This is a genomic window from Enterovibrio norvegicus FF-33, from assembly GCF_000286835.2.
In the GTDB taxonomy this organism is placed as follows: Bacteria; Pseudomonadota; Gammaproteobacteria; order Enterobacterales; family Vibrionaceae; genus Enterovibrio; species Enterovibrio norvegicus_A.
The window spans coordinates 76934-99979 of record NZ_AJYD02000031.1; the positions used below are offsets into that span (position 1 = coordinate 76934).

24 protein-coding genes and 1 pseudogene are annotated in these 23046 nt (G+C 48.8%); 13 read left to right on the plus strand and 12 right to left on the minus strand.

Going from position 1 to position 23046, the window contains the following annotated elements; translation table 11 throughout:
* Window positions 1–193 precede the first annotated feature (193 nt).
* The 3 genes from ompR (at window position 194) to A1OO_RS07530 (ending at window position 2810) form a co-directional block, all read left to right on the plus strand.
* Window positions 194–910 carry an osmolarity response regulator transcription factor OmpR gene (ompR, locus tag A1OO_RS07520; RefSeq protein ID WP_016961877.1) on the plus strand — a complete coding sequence of 239 codons (717 nt, stop codon included), beginning with the start codon at window positions 194–196 and terminating at the stop codon, window positions 908–910.
* Window positions 911–913: 3 nt separating this feature from the next.
* Complete coding sequence (envZ, locus tag A1OO_RS07525) at window positions 914–2266, plus strand: two-component system sensor histidine kinase EnvZ (protein ID WP_016961878.1); 1353 nt, start codon at window positions 914–916, stop codon at window positions 2264–2266.
* Between the two features lie 169 nt (window positions 2267–2435).
* Window positions 2436–2810 (plus strand): GntR family transcriptional regulator, encoded by a 375-nt coding sequence (locus A1OO_RS07530; RefSeq protein ID WP_016961879.1) that lies wholly within the window; start codon window positions 2436–2438, stop codon window positions 2808–2810.
* Between the two features lie 78 nt (window positions 2811–2888).
* On the opposite strand, the pseudogene recG reads toward A1OO_RS07530, so the two are convergent.
* The 5 genes and pseudogenes from recG to gmk all read right to left on the minus strand — a co-directional run.
* Window positions 2889–4982 (minus strand): annotated as a pseudogene (gene recG / locus A1OO_RS07535) (ATP-dependent DNA helicase RecG); the annotation flags it as partial.
* Window positions 4983–5019: 37 nt separating this feature from the next.
* Complete coding sequence (gene trmH, locus A1OO_RS07540) at window positions 5020–5712, minus strand: tRNA (guanosine(18)-2'-O)-methyltransferase TrmH (protein WP_017002654.1); 693 nt, start codon at window positions 5710–5712, stop codon at window positions 5020–5022.
* A gap of 122 nt (window positions 5713–5834) precedes the next feature.
* Entirely contained in the window at window positions 5835–7940 is a 2106-nt protein-coding gene (spoT, locus tag A1OO_RS07545) for a bifunctional GTP diphosphokinase/guanosine-3',5'-bis pyrophosphate 3'-pyrophosphohydrolase (RefSeq protein ID WP_017002655.1), read from the minus strand.
* A gap of 24 nt (window positions 7941–7964) precedes the next feature.
* On the minus strand, window positions 7965–8240 hold the full coding sequence (gene rpoZ / locus A1OO_RS07550; RefSeq protein ID WP_016961883.1) for a DNA-directed RNA polymerase subunit omega: 276 nt from the start codon (window positions 8238–8240) through the stop codon (window positions 7965–7967).
* Between the two features lie 57 nt (window positions 8241–8297).
* Entirely contained in the window at window positions 8298–8921 is a 624-nt protein-coding gene (gene gmk / locus A1OO_RS07555) for a guanylate kinase (RefSeq protein ID WP_016961884.1), read from the minus strand.
* A gap of 380 nt (window positions 8922–9301) precedes the next feature.
* On the opposite strand from gmk, the gene A1OO_RS07560 reads away from it, so the two are divergent.
* Window positions 9302–10381 (plus strand): glycosyltransferase family 9 protein, encoded by a 1080-nt coding sequence (locus tag A1OO_RS07560; protein WP_017002656.1) that lies wholly within the window; start codon window positions 9302–9304, stop codon window positions 10379–10381.
* Between the two features lie 43 nt (window positions 10382–10424).
* Here the strand turns inward: A1OO_RS07560 and A1OO_RS07565 are convergent, their stop codons facing one another.
* The gene (locus A1OO_RS07565; RefSeq protein ID WP_026023769.1) at window positions 10425–11288 is read right to left on the minus strand and encodes a YicC/YloC family endoribonuclease; all 864 of its coding nucleotides are present in this window, start codon (window positions 11286–11288) and stop codon (window positions 10425–10427) included.
* Window positions 11289–11476: 188 nt separating this feature from the next.
* Here A1OO_RS07565 and rph point away from each other — a divergent pair, with 188 nt between their 5' ends.
* Together rph and pyrE are read left to right on the plus strand one after the other, a co-directional pair.
* Window positions 11477–12193: a ribonuclease PH gene (rph, locus tag A1OO_RS07570; protein ID WP_016961886.1), complete on the plus strand. Its 717-nt coding sequence runs from the start codon at window positions 11477–11479 to the stop codon at window positions 12191–12193.
* 130 nt (window positions 12194–12323) lie between these two features.
* Complete coding sequence (pyrE, locus tag A1OO_RS07575) at window positions 12324–12965, plus strand: orotate phosphoribosyltransferase (protein ID WP_016961887.1); 642 nt, start codon at window positions 12324–12326, stop codon at window positions 12963–12965.
* Window positions 12966–13083: 118 nt separating this feature from the next.
* Here the strand turns inward: pyrE and slmA are convergent, their stop codons facing one another.
* From slmA to coaBC, 3 genes are all read right to left on the minus strand, one after another.
* Window positions 13084–13674: a nucleoid occlusion factor SlmA gene (slmA, locus tag A1OO_RS07580; RefSeq protein WP_016961888.1), complete on the minus strand. Its 591-nt coding sequence runs from the start codon at window positions 13672–13674 to the stop codon at window positions 13084–13086.
* A gap of 207 nt (window positions 13675–13881) precedes the next feature.
* Entirely contained in the window at window positions 13882–14337 is a 456-nt protein-coding gene (gene dut / locus A1OO_RS07585; RefSeq protein WP_016961889.1) for a dUTP diphosphatase, read from the minus strand.
* Window positions 14338–14354: 17 nt separating this feature from the next.
* Window positions 14355–15581 (minus strand): bifunctional phosphopantothenoylcysteine decarboxylase/phosphopantothenate--cysteine ligase CoaBC, encoded by a 1227-nt coding sequence (gene coaBC, locus A1OO_RS07590; RefSeq protein WP_017002658.1) that lies wholly within the window; start codon window positions 15579–15581, stop codon window positions 14355–14357.
* Window positions 15582–15806: 225 nt separating this feature from the next.
* On the opposite strand from coaBC, the gene radC reads away from it, so the two are divergent.
* The 5 genes from radC (at window position 15807) to mutM (ending at window position 18550) form a co-directional block, all read left to right on the plus strand.
* Entirely contained in the window at window positions 15807–16481 is a 675-nt protein-coding gene (gene radC, locus A1OO_RS07595; RefSeq protein WP_016961891.1) for a RadC family protein, read from the plus strand.
* Window positions 16482–16670: 189 nt separating this feature from the next.
* Window positions 16671–16907 carry a 50S ribosomal protein L28 gene (rpmB, locus tag A1OO_RS07600; RefSeq protein WP_016961892.1) on the plus strand — a complete coding sequence of 79 codons (237 nt, stop codon included), beginning with the start codon at window positions 16671–16673 and terminating at the stop codon, window positions 16905–16907.
* A 13-nt stretch (window positions 16908–16920) separates the two neighbouring features.
* Window positions 16921–17088 (plus strand): 50S ribosomal protein L33, encoded by a 168-nt coding sequence (gene rpmG / locus A1OO_RS07605; RefSeq protein WP_002535344.1) that lies wholly within the window; start codon window positions 16921–16923, stop codon window positions 17086–17088.
* A 141-nt stretch (window positions 17089–17229) separates the two neighbouring features.
* Complete coding sequence (locus A1OO_RS07610) at window positions 17230–17736, plus strand: hypothetical protein (protein ID WP_016961893.1); 507 nt, start codon at window positions 17230–17232, stop codon at window positions 17734–17736.
* Window positions 17737–17740: 4 nt separating this feature from the next.
* Window positions 17741–18550, plus strand: coding sequence for a bifunctional DNA-formamidopyrimidine glycosylase/DNA-(apurinic or apyrimidinic site) lyase (gene mutM, locus A1OO_RS07615; protein ID WP_016961894.1), 810 nt, complete (start codon window positions 17741–17743; stop codon window positions 18548–18550).
* 57 nt (window positions 18551–18607) lie between these two features.
* Here mutM and coaD read toward each other — a convergent pair whose 3' ends face one another.
* Window positions 18608–19108, minus strand: coding sequence for a pantetheine-phosphate adenylyltransferase (gene coaD / locus A1OO_RS07620; RefSeq protein WP_017002659.1), 501 nt, complete (start codon window positions 19106–19108; stop codon window positions 18608–18610).
* 198 nt (window positions 19109–19306) lie between these two features.
* Here coaD and A1OO_RS07625 point away from each other — a divergent pair, with 198 nt between their 5' ends.
* Complete coding sequence (locus A1OO_RS07625; RefSeq protein ID WP_026023771.1) at window positions 19307–20350, plus strand: glycosyltransferase family 9 protein; 1044 nt, start codon at window positions 19307–19309, stop codon at window positions 20348–20350.
* Between the two features lies 1 nt (window position 20351).
* On the opposite strand, the gene A1OO_RS07630 is transcribed toward A1OO_RS07625, so the two are convergent.
* A complete protein-coding gene (locus A1OO_RS07630) occupies window positions 20352–21134 on the minus strand; it encodes a glycosyltransferase family 2 protein (RefSeq protein ID WP_017002661.1) in 783 nt (260 codons plus the stop codon).
* A complete protein-coding gene (locus A1OO_RS07635; protein ID WP_017002662.1) occupies window positions 21131–22189 on the minus strand; it encodes a glycosyltransferase family 9 protein in 1059 nt (352 codons plus the stop codon). The genes A1OO_RS07630 and A1OO_RS07635 overlap by 4 nt, the downstream gene beginning before the upstream one ends.
* Window positions 22190–22310: 121 nt before the next feature.
* Here A1OO_RS07635 and A1OO_RS07640 point away from each other — a divergent pair, with 121 nt between their 5' ends.
* Window positions 22311–23024: a 3-deoxy-D-manno-octulosonic acid kinase gene (locus A1OO_RS07640; protein WP_017002663.1), complete on the plus strand. Its 714-nt coding sequence runs from the start codon at window positions 22311–22313 to the stop codon at window positions 23022–23024.
* The last annotated feature ends 22 nt before the right edge of the window (window positions 23025–23046 follow it).

A 23046-nucleotide genomic window follows, 5' to 3' on the forward strand; every position in this document is an offset into this window, starting at 1 on the left:
ACGTCATGATAAAAGCCAACAAGCCTTGCAACGTTAAGCTATCCCTCGAAATGGTTTGTTTAGTGCGTACAAAGTCGGTTACAACTGGTAACAGTTTTTCTCCCCGCTAGACACGGCCTTGATGTTTCATAGCGGAGTCAGGCGATACAATCGAAGACACAAACACCTTCAAGAATAGAAAGAAAGGTAGGTCATGCAAGATAATCATAAGATCCTGGTTGTAGATGATGATATGCGTTTGCGCTCGCTACTGGAGCGTTATTTGTCTGAGCAAGGTTTTCAGGTTCGCAGCGTGGCGAACGCCGAGCAAATGGACCGCTTACTTTCTCGTGAGAACTTTCACCTGATGGTGTTGGATCTGATGTTGCCGGGTGAAGATGGTCTGTCCATCTGCCGCCGTCTTCGTCAGGCGAACAACAAATTGCCAATCCTGATGCTGACTGCGAAAGGCGATGAAATCGATCGCATCGTGGGCTTGGAAGTTGGCGCAGATGACTATCTGCCAAAACCATTTAACCCTCGCGAACTGCTGGCCCGTATTCGTGCGGTGCTTCGCCGTCAGACCATTGAAGCGCCTGGTGCGCCCTCTAGTGAAGAAAAAATCGTTGTGTTTGGCCAGTTCCGATTGAATTTAGGGACACGCGAAATGTTCCGCAATGATGAGCCATTGACGTTAACTTCAGGTGAGTTTGCAGTATTGAAAGCGCTGGTTACCAACGCTCGAGAGCCAATGTCACGCGATAAGCTGATGAACATGGCGCGTGGCCGCGAGTACTCCGCGATGGAGCGCTCGATCGATGTGCAAATCTCACGTCTTCGCCGTATGGTCGAAGAAGATCCAAGCAAACCACGTTACATTCAGACCGTTTGGGGTCTGGGTTATGTGTTTGTGCCTGACGGGGAAGCGTAATTCATGCGCTTTTCTCCACGTAGCAACTTTGCCCGTACGCTCGTGGTGCTGGCTGGCCTGTTAATCGCCAGCCAGATTTTCTCCTACCTCACCATCCTCAATTACGCTTTACTCCCCAGCATCAAGCAGTTTAATAAGATTCTGGCACACGAAATCTCAGTGATGCTGGAAGACAATGTGACCTTGGCGGATGGCGAGGTGTATCACATGGATGAGCTGTTGCGCCGTCAATTGCTGGCCAAGCTTGGCGTGACGATGCACGACGAATCTGAGCCAGATGTGATGCGTGATTTTGATGAGGCTGCGCCAATTGACCTTATCAGTAAAGATATGTCGGAGAAGCTCAACGCACCTACTGAAGCGCGCATCAGCATGGCGTCCAAGAGCTACGTTTTGTGGCTAGAAAGTCGCGCGTTTCCCGGTTACATCATGCGTATTCCGCTGTCGGAATTGCATCAAGATGATTTCCTGCCGCTGTTTATGTATTCCATGTTTATTGCACTCATGGTGATAGGCGGGGGGTGGATGTTTATCAAGGTGCAAAACCGGCCGCTGGTAGCATTGGAAAAGGCTGCACTGGATGTTGGGCACGGAAAATTTCCTGCGCCGCTCCCTGAGCAAGGAGCCTCAGACATTCGTGCTGTCACCAAAGCGTTTAACCAGATGAGCGAAGGTATTCGCAAGCTGGAAGAAGATCGCGCACTACTGATGGCGGGTGTGAGCCATGATTTACGCACCCCGTTAACCCGTATTCGTTTGGCAACAGAAATGATGTCACCGGAAGACGATTATCTGGCTGACAGCATGATCAAAGACACTGAAGAGTGTAATGAGATCATCAATCAGTTTATGGATTATCTGCGTTCAGTACAGGTGCAAGACATGACAGCCATCGACTTGAATGTCTTGGTTGATGATGTTTCGGTGGCTGATGGTGCGACGGGGCATGAACTTGAGCTGAGTAAAGGCGAACTGGTAGGTAAGCTGGAAGCTAACGAAGTGGCCATTCGCCGTGCGGTCACTAACTTAGTCGTCAACGCAGTGCGCTACGGTGGCGGTTGGGTGAAAATTGCCACAGGCAGTAGCGCTGATCGGCGTCACCAGTGGATCACGGTCGAAGACAATGGGCCTGGCATCGCGCCTGATCAGGTTGAAACCGTGCTGCAACCTTTCACTCGCGGTGATACTGCGCGAGGTAGCGAAGGTACCGGACTTGGGCTGGCTATCGTGAAACGTATTGTGGAGCAACACAACGGCACACTGCAATTGATGCAGCGCTCGCAAGGTGGTTTGCGAGCACAGATTGTGTTGCCAGTAGCGCAAAAGAATAAGGGTTCACGTAAAGAAATGCGTTAATCCATCGTATTACTTTCTACGCCTTAAAAGACGCAGGCTCTACGGAGTTATGCGTCTTTTTTTTGTCATTATTTTCGTGTTTAGATAACAAATTCTCTGCATGTTTTTGTCTCATATGTGAGTCATCTGCTAATACTGTAATAAAGCGACAATACAGCAGGGAAGAAAAATGCACATAGTTATCGACCCGCAGGACCCATCACCAAAATTTCGCCAATTGATGACGCAAATCCAGCGTCAAATCGTTGCGGGTACGCTAAAGCCAGGTGACAAATTGACGTCGGTGAGAAAGCTCGCCGCCGTGCTTAACATCAACCCGATGACCATTTCTCGTTGTTATCAGAATATGGAAGAACTTGGCTGGCTTGAACGTCGGCGAGGCGTGGGAATGATTGTTGCCCGAGAAGGGTTACACGCGCGTATGGAAGACCGTTTCGGTTTTATCCGACCTGCATTGAGGGCGCTCTTAGTTGATGCCCGAGAAGTGGGATACAGCAAATCTGAAGTGATGGCATTAGTGATGCAGTATTGGGATGAAGAGTAATCAGATTGCGAGAGAAGGAGTAGTGAGAATCGAGTATGACCTACTCGACACTCGCCTCCGGAAATTTGCGACTTTCACTTAAGCATTACTGTACTTATCTTTGTTCCCTAGCCAGCGAGTAATGATCGCTTTGGCGTTATCAGGGTAGTGTTGATGCAGATACAGCGCCAGTTTCTGTACTTCAGGGATCAGCTTTTGATCTCGCACTAAGTCGGCAATTTTGAACTCAGCAACACCCGTTTGCTTGGTGCCGAGTAATTCGCCCGGCCCACGAATTTCTAAATCTCGCTGCGCAATCACAAAGCCATCACTGCTTTCACGTAACACCCCCAAACGTTGGGTGGCGGTTTTCGACAGTGGCGCGTGATAGAGCAACACACAGTGACTGGCGACCGAACCTCGACCAACCCGTCCGCGAAGCTGATGAAGTTGCGCCAAGCCTAAACGCTCTGGGTTTTCGATTATCATCAAGCTGGCATTAGGTACATCGACCCCGACTTCAATCACAGTGGTGGCGACCAAAAGGTGCAATTCACCGTCTTTGAACGCTTTCATCACCGCTTGTTTTTCTGCCGCTTTCATTCGCCCGTGTACCAAGCCGATTTTCAGATCGGGTAGTGCGCGTGAAAGGTCATCTGCGGTATCTGATGCGGCTTGCGCTTCCAGCACTTCGGATTCATCAATTAAGGTACATACCCAATATGCCTGACGACCTTCGTCGATACAGGCGGCATGCACGCGATTGACGATATCAATGCGGCGCGTGTCCGGCACAGCAACAGTTTGGATCGGGGTGCGACCTGGTGGCAGCTCATCAATCACTGAGGTATCTAAATCTGCGTAGGCGGTCATTGCTAACGTTCGAGGGATAGGTGTCGCCGTCATGATTAGCTGATGCGGGTGAATGCCTTGCTTCATGCCTTTCTCGCGCAGTTCAAGGCGCTGATGCACACCGAAACGGTGTTGTTCATCAATGATCACCAATGCGAGATGGGCAAATTCAACGTGCTTTTGAAACAGTGCGTGTGTCCCGACCACCATTTTGGCGTCGCCGTTAGCAATCTTTTCAAGTTCTGCTTCTCTGGCTTTGCCGGTGAGTTTACCTGCCAGCCAGCCCACAGAAATGCCGAGCGGTTCAAGCCAACTGGCAAAATTAGCCGCATGCTGCTCTGCCAGTAACTCTGTAGGTGCCATAAGCGCGACTTGATACCCTTGCTCAATCGCTTGCAGCGCGGCTAGCGCGGCCACCAAGGTTTTGCCGGAGCCCACGTCACCTTGCACCAATCGCATCATGGGTTTGGTCAGCCCCATGTCGCGTTCGATATCGGCCACAACGCGGGTTTGTGCACCTGTTGGACTAAAAGGCAATGAGGTGAGAAACTTGGGTTTTAGGTCGCTGGATGGTGGCATCGAGAATGTTGGGTCTTGCTGCAATTTACTGCGCACGGCAAGCATCGACAGGTTCTGCGCCAGCAATTCTTCGAGGATCAGTCTCTTTTGCGCGGGGTGTTCACCGTTTTCTAACGCCGTGACGGCAATGTCAGGTGTGGGGCGGTGAAGGGTTTTAAGCGCATCTTTGAGCGTGACCTGACGGTCATACAAGCCATCAGGCAGTAGCTCTTGCACTGCAGCACCATCGAGTAAGGCGAGGGCCTGATCGGTGAGGTTTCGCAGCGTCAGTTGGCGCAGACCTTCGGTGGTGTGATAAACCGGCGTAAGGGTATCTTCTAGTGCTAGCTCTGTGGGCTCAGAGAATACCTTGTATTCAGGGTGAATGATTTCAAGGCCATTTTGACCGCGCTTGATCTCGCCATAGGCTTTCACACGCTTGCCAGATTCAAGGCTGTTTTTCATCGCGGCGTTAAAGTTAAAAAAGCGCAGCGTGAGCGAACCGTGACCGTCAGTGATTTTGACCGTTAGCATCCGGCGTCGACCAAAGGTGGTGTTGTTGCTGACGACTTCGCCTTCGACCGCGGCATGTTGTCCCGGCATGAGACTCATCATTGGCCAGATACGCGTACGGTCTTCATAGCGGTAAGGGAGATGGAACAGCAGATCCTGCACGGTAAAAAGTCCGATTTTTTCGAGCTTTTCCGCCATTTTTCCGCCTACGCCTGTCAGCGAGGTTACGGGAACAGCATCTAACATTGAAGCGCGCATGGCAGTTTCATCTCTCCTGGTGGTTGTTTGCCGATCATAAGGTTATGTATTACTTTGCGGCCTGCATTTGTGCCCACCAAGTATCATCGGCAATAATTTGGCCTTGGTTATCTAGCGCAGGATACGGCAGGCGTTTGCGCTTAGCGACTTTTGCCAGTACAGGGTATCCACGCTCGAAAACAATGCGGTCAACCTCGTCTTGTGGGATCAAGGTATGTGTACGCTGGTACATGCCCGCATTTTGGCGTTGGCGCTGTGCTTCGTACAAGATCAGAGCGCTTGCGACCGAGACATTGAGCGACTGTACCATACCTATCATGGGAATGATGATGTCTTGATCTGCCAATTCAAGGGCTTGCTTGCTGATCCCGGTTTTCTCCTGACCCATCACAATCGCCGTGGGTTTGGTGTAATCAATCTCACGAAAATCGACGGCGTTGTCAGACAGATTTGTCACCAAGATCTGCATGCCTTTTTCTTTCATGGCGGCAAAGGCATCGGGCGTGTTGTCGTGGGTAACCACATCCACCCAATTACGCGCACCTGCAGAGGTGCCGCCTAGTGTGCGCATCTTGCTATTTTTGGGCCAAACAGCGTGAACCTGATGCACGCCGACAGCATCAGCCGTGCGAATGATGGCGGAGATGTTGTTCGGCTTGTGGACTTCTTCCATGCACATGGTCAGATCGGGCTGTCGGGTTGCCAACACGTCCTGAATACGTGCAAAACGTTCTGGTGTCATCTTGTTCTCGTCTATATAAAAACGCCCGCGAGTGGGCGGGCGTTGTTTGTTGCCTGATTCTTATTGCGCGAGTCAGTCGCTAGAGATTGATCGCTATCGGCTTTGCTGCCAACAGCGAGATATCAATTTTTCTGACGGCTGACTTTGATCACGTTTGGCATCACGCGAAGTCGACGCATGATATTGGCTAAGTGAACACGGTTCTTAGTGGTTAGCTTGACGTAGATGGTATACAAACGGCCATCGCGCTCTTCGGTCGTCAAACCTTGGATGTTTGAGCCTGTCGCGGCAATAGTGTTAGTCAGATCCGCCAATGCACCTTGGTGATTAAACATATCAACACGCAGCGCTGTCGCGAAATCTTGGTCGATGTCATCGCCCCACTCGACGGACATATACTTGTCCGGCTCTTGGCTGTAACCGCGAATGTTTGCACATTCTTCACGGTGGATAACCAGACCTTTACCCGGACTGACATGCCCCACAATATGATCGCCGGGAATAGGACGACAGCAGTTAGCGTAAGTCAGTAAGATGCCATCAGCACCGCGGATTGGTAGGCAACCGCCTTGCTCCTCTAAGCTATCAGCATCGCCGAGCAGACGCTTTGCAATCACGACACTCATCACTTCGCCTGAACCAATGTCGGCTAACAAATCATCCAGTACTTCAAGTTTTAGATCTTTCAGCACTTTCTCAAGATTTGCGGGGTCGATGTCCTGAACGTTAACGTCACCCAACGCATGGTTGAGCAAACGGCGACCAAGGATCACGGATTCTTCACGGCGTTTGGTTTTGAGAACCTGACGAATTTTGGTTCGTGCACGTGAGGTCACCACATAATTGAGCCATGCTGCGTTAGGGCGAGCACCTGGCGCCGTGATGATCTCAATCGTCTGACCGTTTTTCAGCGGTTGGCTGAGCGGGTAAGACTGGCGGTTAACCCGCGTACCCACACAGGAGTTACCCACGTCCGTATGCACGGCGTAGGCAAAATCGACCGCGGTGGCGCCAACAGGCAGTTCGACAATGCGACCTTTTGGCGTAAAGACAAACAACTCGTCTGGGAATAGGTCAGATTTTACGCTTTCGATGAATTCAAAAGAGCTACCTGCGCTTTGTTGAAGCTCAAGCAAGCTTTGCATCCAGCGTTGTGCGCGCACTTGTGCGGTTGTCCCACCCTGAATACGATCGGCACCTTCTTTGTATGCCCAGTGCGCTGCCACACCTTTATCAGCCATCTGATCCATGTCTTCAGTACGAATTTGTACTTCAATGGGTACACCGTGTGGGCCAATCATGGATGTATGCAGTGACTGATAGCCATTGGCTTTTGGCACCGCGATGTAATCTTTCATGCGACCCGGGCGAGGCTTATACAAATTATGCATCTGGCCGAGTGCGCGATAACAGGTGTCCAAATCATCGACAATCACGCGGAAGGCGTATAAGTCCATGATGGTGTGAAAACGCTGCTCTTTATTCTTCATCTTGTTATAGATGGAATAGAGGTTCTTTTCGCGTCCCAACACTTTTGCACTGATGCCGGCATCGCCAAGGCGGCCTTCAATCTCTGCATGGATTTTTTGAATCATTTCTTTGCGGTTGCCACGGGCCTGAACCACCACTTCCTTCAACACGCGATAGCGGTTGGGGTAAAGGGCTTCAAAACCGAGTTCTTCGAGTTCCACTTTGATGTTGTGGATACCGAGACGGTGGGCAAGCGGTGAGAATATTTCGAGGGTTTCGCGGGCAATACGGCGACGTTTATCAGGACGAAGTGCGCCCAGTGTGCGCATGTTGTGCGTACGGTCAGCCAGTTTGATCAGAATGACGCGAATATCATGGGCCATCGCCATGATCATTTTGCGGAAGTTTTCCGCCTGCGCTTCTTTGCGATCGCGAAATTTAAGCTTGTCGAGCTTTGAAACGCCATCAACCAGATCGGCGACGGTATCGCCAAAGCGTTGCTGTAAGTCTTCTTTGGTGACGTCGGTGTCTTCAATCACATCGTGCAGCAGCGCTGCCATGAGTGTTTCGTGATCGAGGCGCATTTCCGCCAGAATACGGGCAACGGCAATCGGGTGGATGATGTAAGGTTCGCCGCTCGAACGGCTTTGCCCTTCGTGGGCGTCACGCGCGACCAAGTACGCTTGCCGGAGTGCCTCTAAGTGCGGCTCCGGCAAGTATTGTGCGGCGACTTCTTTCAGGCTATCGAAGAGATACAATCTGCCTGTTTCCCTGAAGTTAGATTAGCGGAGTGAGCCTGTGATGGTGCTTACAGCGGCCATTTCGGCTGCTTCTTGCTCTTGCTGCTCTTGGCGCTCACGAGTGTCTAGCACTTCTTTCGTGATTAGGCCTTCTTCGATTTCGCGAAGAGAGATAACAGTGTATTTATCGTTCTCTTCTGGAACCAGAGCATCTTTACCACCAGTTTGCATTTGGCGTGCGCGACGAGCTGCTACCAATACTAGATCGAAACGGTTGCCAATTTTTTCAACAGCGTCTTGAACGGTTACGCGTGCCATGAGGAACTCCAGTAAGTAATAAAATCAAAATGACCGAAAATTATACAAAAGCCGTGACTATAGTGCCAGCAATCTGTCAAGCATGTCGTGATATTTGCTGGTTTGCTTGTCTTGCTTCATTCGCTCTGCGCGAAGTATGGCTTTAAGATCCATTAGAGCCAGATCAAAATCATCATTCACAATAACGTAATCGTACTCGTTATAGTGAGATATTTCGGAGCAGGCTTCTTCCATGCGTTTCGCGATGACCTCATCAGAATCCTGACCACGTGCATTCAGACGACGTTCCAACTCTTCTCGACTTGGTGGAAGAATGAAAATGCTTTGGGCGAGCGGCATTTTTTTTCGAATTTGCTGCGCACCTTGCCAGTCAATATCGAGAAAAATGTCGATGCCTTTTGCCAGCATTTCTTCAATCCAAATGCGTGAAGTGCCGTAATAGTTACCGAAAACTTCGGCATGCTCCAAAAACGCATCTTGTTCGATCAGTGCTTTAAATTCATCAACGGCTACGAAATGGTAGTGAACGCCGTCTTCTTCGCCCGGACGTGTTGCACGGGTCGTGTGAGAAACGGACACTTTGATGTCGTAACGAGGATTGTCTTTCAACAGCGCCGAAATCAGACTTGATTTACCGGCACCGCTGGGCGCTGAAACGATGTAAAGCGTACCTTGGCTCATGGTTGTGATCACTGTGAGGTTAAAGGGCGCGCAGATTACCACGGACTGCACAAAAATTGAATTCTCTGTTTAGGATAATGGATTTTTAGGAAAGACAGTCGGCCAAGATGTGTTTTTTTGTTTTTTAATTAATACACCGAACTGGTCTCCCATATGGCGAAGGCGATACATTCAATTTCGCTTTTGCGCTGTGGCGAATAAATCATCTGTAAGCCGGTTGTTAGGTTTGAGTGCATGGGAGGAATTAGCGCGATTCAGAGAACTGCAATGGCTTGTTGGGAGAGCAATTTGGCAGGGCTGGTCGTATCTCTCTCATTCATGCTTCATATCGGTACCAATGTTATAGTGTTGGGCTGTATGTACTGGTTTGGAAAATTTTCATGTTTAAAAGGCTGATTTCTTATCTCCAACTCTCCCGAGATCGGTTTCGTCGTTGGTTGGGATTAAAATTGTTTGATGCTGGTTACAGTAAGCAAGTGAAGGTGGGGGCTCCACATAAAATTGTCTTACTGCGCTGGGATGCAAAATGGGGTGATGCCATCGTATCTTCGTTTGTTTTTGATGCGATTCGACAGACATATCCGGATGCAGAGATTGAACTCGTCACAACACCCCAAATGGCTAATTTATTTCGTGATTATTACGAAGTGGATAAAGTCCACGAAATAAAGAAAAGACCGACATATTCGGCGCTCAAAGCGTTGGCTGCTGAGTTGAGCGACGTGGATGTTCTTGTGCATTTAAGTCCGATACTGAAGATGAAAGATCTCTACTTTCTGCGCAAAGTTGGTGCCAAGGCAGTTGCTGGTCTAGATGACGAGGTTAATTTAATTAACCTCAAACTAGGTGAGAAAACAAAAGGTCTGCATTTTTCTGAAAAATTTATCCAACTTCTTTCTGCAATTGGTGTGGAGTCTAATGCCGCAAAATATAGCGTGCCACTAAACAGTGATGCTCAAAGCACAGTAGAAAAATTATTGGCTAACAAAGAAAAGCTTCAGTTAGTGGTATTTAATCCTTACGGAAGTGGTAACTCGCGTAAACTTAATAAAACCAAAATCATTCAGATTATTGATGACGTCTTGGCATTCGATTCATCAACTAATATTGCTCTTTTACATACGCCAGATACAGAACAGGAAATACAAGAGATTTGCTTAAGTAGGGATGATGAGCGTGTCTTTTTCAATCCTAGTAGTAAAACTATTTATGATGCTATCGCTCTTGTGAGTATGGCTGACAAAGTCATTTCTGTAGATACAGCTATTATTCATATTGCATCAGGACTGGATAAGCCCTTGTTAGGAATTTACAACCCTGATGAAGACAACTTTGCAGCTTGGCATCCAAATTCTTCAAACGCAATAGTTCTATTCGCAAAAAAGCGGAACCCGCCAGATATCTCTGCTTTAGATTTGCCAAAACTCAACGCAGCAATTCAGCAATTGTTAGAGATGTAAAAAAAGCCCCAAACAGGGGCTTTTTATCGAGTGGTTACAACGATTACTCGATGTTCTGAATTTGCTCGCGCATTTGTTCGATCAGAACTTTTAGCTCAACGCCAGACGCGGTGGTCTCGGTGCTGATGGATTTTGATGCCAGTGTATTCGACTCACGGTTGAATTCTTGCATCATGAAATCCAAGCGACGACCACATGCGCCACCTTTTTTGAGGATTTTCTTGGTTTCTGATACGTGTGAATTAAGACGATCTAGCTCTTCTGCGACGTCAGATTTTTGTGCAAGCAGAATGATTTCTTGCTCAACGCGGTTAGCGTCCAGCTCGATTTTCGCTTCTTCTAGCTTGGTGATAAGACGCTCGCGTTGCCAATTGATAATTTCTGGCATTTTTGTACGAACGGTGATCACTTCTGCGGCAATGCCATCGAGACGCTGCTCGATCAGTGCTTTCATGTTTGCACCTTCGCTTGCACGTGCGGCGATGAAATCATCGACTGCTTCGTCAAAGCCGCTCATGAGGGCTTTGTTGATCACGTCCATATCTTGCTCTGGTGTTTCCATCACGCCGGGCCATTGCAGCACTTGGAAAGGACCAATATTGCCCTCGCCCGAGACTTCTTGTACCCACTTGGCGGCATGAATAACCTGCTTCGCTAACGCTTCGTTGATTTTCAACTCAGTATTGGCTGACGCATTGGCTTCAAAACGCAGATTACATTCTACTTTGCCGCGAGCAAGGCGCTGGCGGAAGCGTTCGCGAATGATCGGTTCAAGGCCACGAAACTGCTCTGGCATGCGGATATAGGTTTCAAGGTAACGCTGATTAACCGAACGGATTTCCCAAACGGCAGTGCCCCATATGCCTTTTACTTCCCGGCGGGCGTAGGCAGTCATACTGTGGATCATTGATGTTCACTCTTCTATCAAAGTTGTTCTGATTATACGCAGTTGTACCCATTCGTGTCAGTAATAGGGTGTGAGCGTGAAGAAAAAAGCGGCAAAGACGGGTTAGTGTTAGCGCGGCTGAGGGTAAATAGCTATAATCGCCGGTTAACGAAATTCAGTCGCACACATACAACTACAGGTGGAATTCTATGCGCCCAAGCGGAAGAGAAGTTGGTCAGATTCGTCCGGTTACCATTACCCGTCATTTTACTGCGCATGCAGAAGGTTCAGTATTGGTGGAGTTTGGTGATACTAAAGTCATCTGTACCGCCACCGTTGAAGATGGTGTGCCTCGCTTCCTAAAAGGAAAGGGCCAAGGTTGGATCACTGCTGAATACGGTATGCTGCCTCGTGCAACGCATACGCGTAACCGTCGTGAAGCGGCGAACGGTAAGCAAGGCGGTCGTACCATGGAAATCCAACGTCTGATCGCTCGTAGCCTTCGTGCTGCGGTAAATCTTGATCAGCTAGGCGATTTCACTATTACCGTTGACTGTGATGTTATTCAAGCCGATGGCGGCACACGTACTGCGTCTATTTCAGGTGCGAGTGTGGCAATGGCAGATGCACTGAATAAATTGGTTGCCGAAGGCAAACTGAAAGCGAACCCAATGAAGGGTCATGTCGCTGCAATTTCTGTGGGTATTTTTGAAGGTACGCCAATCTGTGATCTTGAGTATCTAGAAGACTCAGCAGCAGACACCGACATGAACGTGGTCATGCTCGAAGATGGCCGCATGATTGAAGTGCAAGGTACCGCAGAAGCTGAGCCGTTCACGGCAGACGAATTGAACGCTATGTTGTCTCTGGCCTCTAAGGGTATAGAAGACATCATTGTTATTCAGAAAGCGTCGTTAGTTGATTGATGAAAGGGCGGCTTCTATTGGAGCCACTTTTTTTTAACCAAAATACCTATTTGGTTAATGTTAACCCCGATCTAGTTAATCGAAATACACACGTCACGGCCAGAAGCCGAAGAGTGAGTCAGGAGAGAAAATGAAAGCCTATCAGCGTCAGTTCATCGAGTTTGCATTGGAAAAACAAGTTTTGAAGTTCGGTGAATTCACCCTGAAGTCTGGCCGTAAGAGCCCGTACTTCTTTAATGCTGGTTTGTTTAACACCGGTCGTGATTTGGCGCGTCTGGGTCGCTTTTATGCAGAAGCGCTTGTTGATGCGAACATTGATTACGATCTGCTGTTTGGCCCTGCGTACAAAGGTATCCCTATTGCGACGACCACGGCTGTAGCATTGGCTGAGCACCACGATGTGGATACGCCATATTGCTTTAACCGTAAAGAAGCGAAAAACCACGGTGAAGGTGGCAATTTGGTCGGCAGTGCGTTGGAAGGCCGTGTGATGCTGGTGGATGATGTGATCACTGCTGGTACTGCTATTCGTGAGTCGATGGAAATTATCCAAGCCAACGGTGCGGATCTTGCGGGTGTGTTGGTGGCAATTGACCGCCAAGAGCGCGGCAACGGCGAGCTTTCAGCGATTCAGGAAGTTGAGCGTGACTTTGGCTGTAAAGTGGTATCCATCGTCAGTCTTGGTGATCTGGTGACGTATCTGGAAGAGCAGGGCACTAATCCTGAGCAACTTGATTCAGTAAAAGCGTATCGCGCTGAATACGGTATCTGATCGTGTTCGTAGCGATAATTCAATGGCATAGCTTGATGTGATTGAAAGACGCAAAAAACGAAAAAAAGGCTGCAGCTGCAGCCTTTTTTAATTCTGTTAGCCGATGAAGGCGACGCGTTCAGTTGAGTTGTGCACTCAACAGTTGCCAGTATTGATCAAATTCAGCCGTCGGCGGGTATTTGAAGTTGGAGCGAACAAATCGGTTTAGGCTGCCTTCTACTTGGCCGAGTAACTGCGCAGCAAGAATGGACTCATCCACCGGAAACCCTCGTCCTTCGCGCAAGCGGCGTTCACGTAATACCTGACGCAATTGACTTTCGATTTTCTCGAACAGCTGATTGATACGGCCTTGCAGCCTGTCTTGCTCGAACATCAGAGCATGGCCTGTCATGATGCGTGTCAGACCCGGATTACGTTCACCAAAGACCAGCAGAAGTTGCAAGATAAGGCGAAGGCGCGTCAAAGTGTCTTTTTCTTCGCTTTGAATGCGGTTGATTCGAGTGATGAGCGATTCTTCAATGAATTCAATCAATCCCTCAAACATACGTGCTTTGCTGGGGAAGTGGCGATAAAGCGCCGCTTCAGACACGCCAACTTGAGCCGCAAGTTTGGCGGTGGTAATACGTTGACTGCCCTGAGTGGACTCCAGCATATGAGCCAGAGCCTGAAGAATTTCTTCGCGGCGGTTTTGCTTTTTTTGGCCAGCCATGAATAGATGGTTCCTTTGTTGTTTTCAGGGTCTCAGACCCAAAATCTCGGCTGAAGGGCCGATATTTTAACTGTGCGCTATCTGTATTAAAAGAATAATGCACCTTCGGAACAGGTGAAGCACATAGGAATTATTGAAAGCGTGAATACGGCATAAAAAACGCCGCTAATGGGCGACGTTTTTGTCATTCATGCTCTGGTATTACTGTTATTTTGTACCAGAGTGCCCAAATCCACCGGCACCGCGTTCTGTGGCGTCAAAGTCTTCAACAATGTTGAATTCTGCTTGAACAACAGGCACAAAAACCAGTTGCGCAATACGCTCGCCTGGTTCGATGGTGAACGTGGTGTTACCACGGTTCCAACAAGAGACCATCAGCTGACCTTGATAATCAGAGTCAATCAGACCCACCAAATTACCCAGTACGATGCCATGTTTATGACCTAACCCTGAACGCGGCAAAATCGTTGCTGCCAGAGAGGGGTCAGCGATATGAATCGCTAGGCCTGTCGGTAGCAGTTCCGTTTGGCCCGGTTCCAATGTCACTGGCGCATCGAGAATCGCGCGCAAATCTAGTCCTGCAGAGCCTTCAGTGGCGTAAGCGGGAAGCGGGAATTCAGTCCCTACACGTGGGTCGAGAATTTTTAGGTCAATTTTTTTCATCTTGTTTTCCACTGGTTTTATTTGCTGGCATTAAACAGGGTAGCGATCTCGCTGACAAGTTGGTTGCCGATATCGGCCTTACTTGCGAGCGGTAAAGGTTTGTCGCCCGCAGGCCAATATAGATGCAGCGCATTTTGGTCGCTGTTAAAACCTTGACCGTCGCAGGACACATCGTTGGCGCAAATGAGATCAAGATTCTTCTTCGCCAATTTACCGCGTGCGTATTGTTCCACATCTTGGGTTTCTGCCGCAAAGCCTACAGTGAAAGGACGATTCGCTGTCATGGCTGCGACGGATGCGACGATATCTGGGTTTTTGACCAGACTGATGGTCATTTCATCGTGACCGTCTTTTTTCTTCATTTTCTGATCGGCAATGTGGGCCGGTCTGAAATCAGCAACGGCAGCACAGGCAATAAAAATCTGGTGCAGAGCGGCATGAGCTTGAACTGCCTGATGCATATCTTCTGCGCTTTCTACGTCAATGCGTGCCACATTGGCGGGTGTACTCAGGTTTACCGGACCACTAATCAGCGTTACTTTTGCGCCGCGCTTGGCGGCGGCTTGGGCAATTGCGTAACCCATTTTCCCCGAGCTTTGATTAGTCAGATAACGAACAGGGTCGATCGCTTCGCGGGTTGGCCCTGCGGTAATCAACATGGACGTACCGGCTAAATCACCTTCTGAAAAATGTTCTTCCACTAAGGCGACTAATTGCATCGGCTCTAGCATTCGGCCTGGGCCAACGTCGCCACACGCTTGTTCACCACTCGCTGGGCCCCAGATTGGGTAGCCGCGGCGTTTGAGCGTTACAAGGTTTTCTTGGGTAGCGACTGCACGGTACATCTGCTGGTTCATTGCGGGTGCAATGGCGACGGTGGCGTCAGTTGCCAAGCAAAGGGTAGTGAGTAGATCGTTGCCCATGCCTGTGGTAACACGTGCCATCAAATCGGCAGTGGCTGGCGCAAGCACAACCAAATCTGCCCACTTGGCAATTTCAATGTGGCCCATCGAGGCCTCTGCCGCTGGGTCGAGTAGGCTATCGGCAACGGGGTGACCCGATACGGCCTGCATGGTCAGCGGGGTAATGAATTCTTTTGCTGCGTGGGTCATCACGACACGAACATCTGCGCCACGTTCGATCAATCGACGTGTTAGATCTGCGCATTTATAGGCGGCGATACCACCGCCAATGCCCAACACAATGCGTTTGCCTGTGAGGGATTGGGTAATTTTCTGAACCATAACCAAATAAGCCAATGGGGTAATTAAGGGAAAGATAACATAAAAGACCGGGTGATCACCTGTTGCGCTCAGAGGATTGTGAAAGCTGCGGTACCACAAATTGAAATGTAATAAAGAAGCTACTCAAAAAACGTGTTCCACACATTAATCGCACACTGAGCTAAGAGTCGTTGCGCGAAAAGACATCTGCAATGACGCTGCCTTTTTATATTGCGAGGCGTGTTTATGTCACTGAAAGATCTGCCGCTAGATTGTCGCCCGAGAGAGAAGCTGCTGGCGAAAGGGCCAGAGTCATTGACGAATGCGGAGTTGCTGGCGATTTTTCTTCGCACGGGTGTATCAGGCATGAATGCGATTGAACTGGCGGGTTATTTGCTGGAGGATTTTGGTTCATTGCGAGGCTTGATGCAGTCCAACTTAGCGCAATTTAGCCAGCGAAAAGGGCTGGGGTCTGCAAAATATGCGCAATTACAGGCGGTATTGGAGCTGAGTAAGCGCCATTTAAAAGAAATTATGTCCCATGAAGATGCCTTAACGAGTCCTTCGCATACGGCGAGATATCTCTCGGCACAATTGCGTGACAGGCCGCGAGAAGCCTTTCTGGTCCTGTATTTGGATAATCAAAACCGACCCATCATGGATGAAGTTCTTTTTGAGGGAACCATCAATGCTGCAGGGGTCTATCCACGCGAAGTTGTACGTCGTGCGTTGGAAGTGCATGCAAATGCGGTGATTTTGGCTCATAATCACCCATCTGGCATTGCTGAGCCCAGTTCTGCAGATCGTCATATCACGTCACGCATCGCTGATGCGCTGTCGTTGGTCGATATCCGGTTGCTTGATCACATGGTTATTGGTGATGGAGACGTTGTCTCTTTTGCTGAACGTGGCTGGATATAGGCTTTTCAAGCCAAAGCCGTTAAAAAACGATCAAAAAATGATAAAAGGATCTGCTCGGGACTTGAGCAATGGGAAGACAGTTAGTATAATGCGCCACCTTTGATAGCCTTGACCTAGTGCCTGACCTTGTTTTTTGCAGGAATGGCGGACAAGGTTGATATCGAGCTGAAACGATTTGGAGAGACATTCATGTCACGAGTATGCCAAGTAACTGGCAAGCGTCCTGTAACGGGTAACAACCGTTCGCACGCACGTAACGCCACCAAGCGTCGTTTTCTGCCGAACCTGCAAACTCATCGTTTCTGGGTAGAAAGCGAAAACCGCTTCGTTAAACTGCGTCTTACCCCTAAAGGTATGCGCATCATCGACAAGAAAGGCATTGATGCTGTTCTTACAGACATCCGCGCCCGTGGTGAGAACGTTTAAGAGGATTTAAAGAATGGCTAAAGGCATTCGTGAGAAGATCCGTCTAGTATCATCTGCTGGTACAGGCCACTTCTACACTACTGACAAAAACAAGCGTAATATGCCGGGCAAATTTGAGATCAAGAAATTTGATCCAGTTGTTCGTCAACACGTTATGTACAAAGAAGCTAAAATCAAGTAATTGGTTTTCTGCTTTACAAAAAAACTCAGCCTTGGCTGGGTTTTTTTATGTCTGCAATTTGAGGTGCACACTCGCATATAACTGTAAATCAGTCACTTCCGGATATACACTTTAGTCATGTCCAATGGCTGAGACCGAAAAATGGCAAGACCTTCTCGTCGTACCTTCAATAACTTTCTGATCATCGGCATCCTTTTGTTTGTTGCTGCCATGAACTTGCCCGATTACATCCGCGCTAAATTGGCGGAAAATGAAAAACCTCAACATGTCGAACAGGTACTCCCTGATGGTGTCATTGCCTTAATGCCTGATGATGTTTCGCCATTAGCGCTAAAATTTCCTGATTTCACCCTAACCAATGGGTCGCCTTGGCAAACAGACAAGGCCCTTGATGTGTCAGCAACTGAGTTGGCAAACCGTTGGTTGAATCTTTCTGGCACTGAAATAGATAGTGACACCTACAATAAGCTCAAGCCCAATTTGCGATCGCCAGCGACCTTGGTGGTGGATAGAGGCCAACACGTTGAGCCTTTGCGTCTGACCTATTATCAATTGCCTCAGTTTTGGCTCATTCAAAACTGGGAAAACCGTTGGCTTGCGGTCTCTGTTGCTCCAAACTACCTATTCCCATTCGACAACCAGAATTAATACGATGCCAGAATTACCGGAAGTTGAAGTCAGCCGCATGGGGATAAAACCACATGCGGAAGGGCAAGTGGTGACGAAATTGGACGTCAGGCAGCCGCAGTTGCGCTGGTTAATCCCCGATAGCCTCTATGATATTGAGGGACAGACGATTCACGCAGTCTCGCGCCGCGCCAAATATCTGATCCTTGAAACTGACATTGGCTATGCGCTGATTCATCTCGGTATGTCGGGCAGTTTACGTGTCTTACCTGAAATGGTACCGCCCGCTAAGCACGACCATGTCGATCTGCATCTGAGTTCTGGCGCTGTTATTCGTTATAACGATCCACGCCGTTTTGGCGCATGGCTATGGCAGCCGAACCATAGTGACCATCCTGCACTTGAAAAGTTAGGGCCAGAACCACTCACCGATGCGTTTACTGGTGAGTATTTGTTCGAGAGAAGTCGTAACAAGCGAACGGCCATCAAGCAATTTATTATGGATAATCCTGTGGTCGTCGGGGTGGGGAACATCTATGCCAATGAATCGTTGTTTACGTCTCGCATTCATCCTCAGCGCCAGGCGGGGTTACTGACCCTTGATGACGCGAATCTGCTGGTCGGAAACATCAAAACCATACTCGAAACCGCGATTCAGCAAGGTGGCACGACGTTAAAAGATTTCACGCAGGCGGATGGCAAGCCGGGGTATTTTGCACAAGAATTGCTGGTTTATGGCAAAACTGGCAAACCGTGCCCGGTATGCGAGACTTTGCTAGAGAGCGTCAAAATTGGACAACGGAATACATTTTTCTGTCCGTCGTGCCAGGTTTAGCCGCAGAACTTCCTGAGCAAAGACAAAAAAACCGCCAATGGCGGTTTTTTTAAGGCGTTATTTTTTGAGGTGAGATTTCAGTGCTTCTAGGACCTTAGGGTGCACAAACCCACTGGTATCGCCGCCATGAAGCGCGACTTCTTTGACCAATGTGGATGAAATAAAGGAGTTTTCTTCTGAGGGCGTGAGGAAAACACTTTCCAGCTCCGGCATCAGACGGCGATTCATGTTGGCCAACTGAAACTCATACTCGAAATCGGATACCGCACGTAAGCCGCGCACCAAAATATTGGCGTTATATTGCTTGGCAAAGTCTACCAGAAGGCCAGAAAAACCCACCACAGAGACATTATCAAGGTGTGCTGTGACGTCTTTAGCCAGTGAAACGCGATGTTTCAGGTCAAACAATGGCTTTTTACTTGGGCTTGCTGCAATACCGACAATCACTTCATCAAACATCGATGCGGCACGTTCAACCAGATCGACATGACCGTTAGTCACGGGATCAAAGGTGCCGGGATATATCACTCGGGTTAGGGCTTTTTTACTCACAGTCATTTCCTGCAATTCCTTAAACTGGCGACATGCTACCAAAATCTCGGCGTATTTTATCGTGCTTGGTGAGAGTGGATGTTGAAAAAACCTACGTGACCAGCATTTCTTTCACACTATCTTCTATTGAAGTTAGAAGGTGACTTAGCGAAATGGCCATCATCCGGTATGATCGGTAGCGAGAACCGTAAACTGGGACACACAATGAAAAAAATCCTCGTCATCCGTAACGACAAAATTGGCGATTTTATGTTGGCATGGCCGGCCTTTGCGATGTTGAAACAATCCATGCCCAGTGTAGAAGTGACGGCATTGGTGCCCTCCTATACTAAGGCGCTGGCTGAACTGTGCCCATCGATTGACAAGGTATTGGCTGATTGTGGAAAAGATGCAGATAAGTTGAGAAAAAAAGAGCTGGTGACAACGATCAAAGCGAACGATTTTGATGCGTCTATCTGTCTTTTTTCAAACAGTTATAATGCGACCCTAGTATGGAAAGCTGGCATCCCATTTCGCTTAGCGCCAGCGACGAAAATCTCTCAGCTTTTGTATAACCATCGCATCACTCAGCGTCGTTCTCAATCGGCAAAACCTGAGTATGAGTATAACCTCGATTTGGTGCGTGCATTTTTGGCGAAAATCGGTGTGGAGGCGAAGGAGCCATCAGCGTCTTATTTGGCATTTCCTACCAGTGAACAGGCGGCACAGAAAACCAAATTGGCACACGCATTGGCGATTGATGAAAAGACGCCTTGGCTTTATGTTCACGCTGGTAGTGGCGGCTCAGCCAATAACCTTTCTTTAATGCAATATGCGGATCTTGTGGCAGGTATCTGTAAAAAGACGAAGGTTGAAGTGGTGCTCACCGCAGGACCAGGGGAGGCGAAGAAAGCCGCTGAACTGCAAGCCTTGCTGTCGACCAAAGGCATTGATTCTGTGGTTTATGATAAGAACGATGGCTTGCAGGATTTCACGTGTTCGATTGCTTGTGCCGATGCATTTATTGCGGGGTCTACAGGGCCGCTTCATATTGCGGCAACATTAGATGTGCCGACGGTAGGATTCTTCCCAGCTAAACGAAGTGCGACACCACTTCGCTGGCGACCGATCAATAGCGATGGTCATCACCTTGCGTTTTCGCCACCGACCGACAAAGACAAAAACGTCGCGGCAGATATGTCGAAGATTAATATCCGCGCCATCCTGCCAGACGTGAATGCATTTTTAGCGCGAGTGATGGAAGGCTGATTTAGTTCGCACGGCTGTCATTGTCGCGAATCCAAAGGTCTGCGTATTTAACGAAAGTGGAATGCGCAGACAGTACGGCAATTAAAAAGCCCTGCTTCCCGTCTAAGAATCCACGCTTTAACAGATACATTTTCAAAAAGCAGCCGATAGCATGAGTAATGCCCTGACCAATACTGCTTTTCTTGCCTCTAGCCTGACGTCCATCCGCCCATGACTTTGCGTAGAACGCAGATTTCACGAGATATTGGTGAAGGTCACGGTAAGAGTAATGCAGCATATCGCCGTCTAAGGTTTGTTTTTTACAGCCTTGTGGCTCAATAATTTTTTCGTGTACCAAGGCATCGTTGTAGCCTGTGTACTCACGCGGATAGACACGGATAATTTTATCGTACCAGCCTGAATGTTTGAGAAATCGGCCAAATACCCAGGTTGTGCGGCGCAAAATGAAGAGAGTCTTCTCGGATGGGTTTGCAAGAACATCAAGAATGCTCTGTTTAAGTGGCTCAGTGATGACTTCATCGGCATCAATGGCCAAAATCCAATCTTTAGTGGCGTAGCGTTGCGCCAGTTGTTTTTGCTTTCCAAATCCCGGCCATTCAGCGTTGATATGCACTTTGGCGCCTGCCGTTTGCGCGATGTTCACTGTGTTATCTGTGCTGCCAGAATCGACGACGATGATTTCATCGACCCAATCTAGGGACGCCAAACACTCTGGCAAAATCTGCTCTTCATTTTTGGTGATGATAATAGCGCTAATGGATGCGCGTTGTTGAGCTTGGCTCATGAGCAGAGTCCTTCTTTCTCGACCACTTCGTCAAAGCGAGCGATCACGTGATCAATAGTAATGCGTTGCATGGCGTCAGGATCTTTGACGCGGGTTCGCCATGAGACTTCACTGGCTAACTGCCCGGTTTCGGCCTTGATGGCTTCATCATAAGCGCTCACGACATATTGACGCCAGTTGTAAGGGCCCGTGCGTGCTGGATTGTGGTGGGCATACAGACCAATCACAGGCGTGTTGACCGCGTTGGCAAGATGCGCAGGGCCGCTGTCTGGTGCCAGTACCAGCGCCGCTTCTTTTTCTAAGGAGAGCAATTGAAGCAAGGTGGTTTTACCAATCAGATTTTTTACTGGGTGAGTCAGTTGCTGCTCAATAGCTTGTCCAAGTTCAATTTCTATCTTACCTGGGCCACCTGCCAAGATAACGTCAAAACCTTTCTCGATAGCATGCTCAATGACGCCAGCGTAGCCTTCGGCGGTCCAATTTTTAAATGCCTTGCTTGCTGCGGGTGCGACGATGAGAGTTGGCTTGTCACTCATCTGCGATTGCGCCCACGCGGCATCGTTATCCGATATGGGTAATGACCACGTAGGTGTTTGAGGTGCGAGCCCTAACGTTTCGGTAAAAGCCATAAATCCGTCAAGTACATGAAGTGATTGCGGAGAAGGGACTTTGATGTTGGTAAACCATGACTGCAAATCGCTGGCACGGACTTTGTCAAAGCCGAGCGTATAGCGCGCCTTAATACCCACCGAAAGTAAGCTGGCACGAATCGCACTTTGCATATGAAGCAGTGCATCGAAGCGTTTTCCCTTTAGTGCTTTCCACACCGTTTTCATGCCTTTGAAGCCAAGCTTCTTATCAAACGCAATCACCTCGACATCTGGCAGCAATGGCGTGAGCAGTGCCGCTTCGGCCTTGCCTGCTATCCAAGTGATGTGGGTTTCTGGCCATTGAGCTTGGATCGCTTGAACCGCGGCGATGGCGTTGCATACGTCGCCAATGGCAGACAAACGCAGAATACACAGTGACGTTGGTGGGGTCGAAAATAGGGCCATGATGATGCTTATAGGATTTTGATGGTTGAAATTATGCAGTTGCCGATCCGCAATGTAAAATGCAACTGCACGTCATGGGCGCTAGCCGATGCGTTTTTCGCGAATATGCAAAGGAATCTCTGTGGATCTATTGGTCGATAACAACACGCGCATTTGGTATGACAAATCCCTGTTAAGTGAAGATCCGGCACGCTGTTTTGACGTTGAGTTCTGGCAGAATAAAAATGCCGTGATTGGCTCCGCTTCTGGGCGAGGCACTACTTGGTTTGTGCAAACTGCGTCTGTGCCTGCGGCACTGCGTCACTATCGGCGTGGTGGTTTGTTCGGCAAATTGGTTCGTGATAGCTATGCGTTTACCGGATGGGGAAACACCCGCTCGGCGCAAGAGTTTCAGCTACTGACTTATCTGCGTGAAAAGGGCATATCAGTACCACGTCCGATAGCTGCTCGAGCGATTCGGGATGGATTGACCTACCAAGCGGACTTGCTGGTGGAAAAAATCGATGGCGCAAAAGATTTGGTCGATATCTTGATGGAAGCCCCGCTCGAAGCTTCTCATTACCACCGGATTGGCGTCATGGTGAGAAAGCTTCATGATGCTGGAGTGTGTCACACTGATCTCAATATCCACAATATTTTGCTCGATACCACAGGCACGTGCTGGTTAATTGATTTTGATAAATGCGGCAAAAAAACAGGGGAAGGCTGGAAGGCATCTAATCTCAGCCGCTTGCTTCGCTCATTTCGAAAAGAGCTGAACAAGCGACACATCCAGTGGCAGGAAACAGATTGGGATGCGTTATTGATTGGTTATCAAGAGCAAGCAGCTAGATAATCTGGAATCTGCAAATTATTAG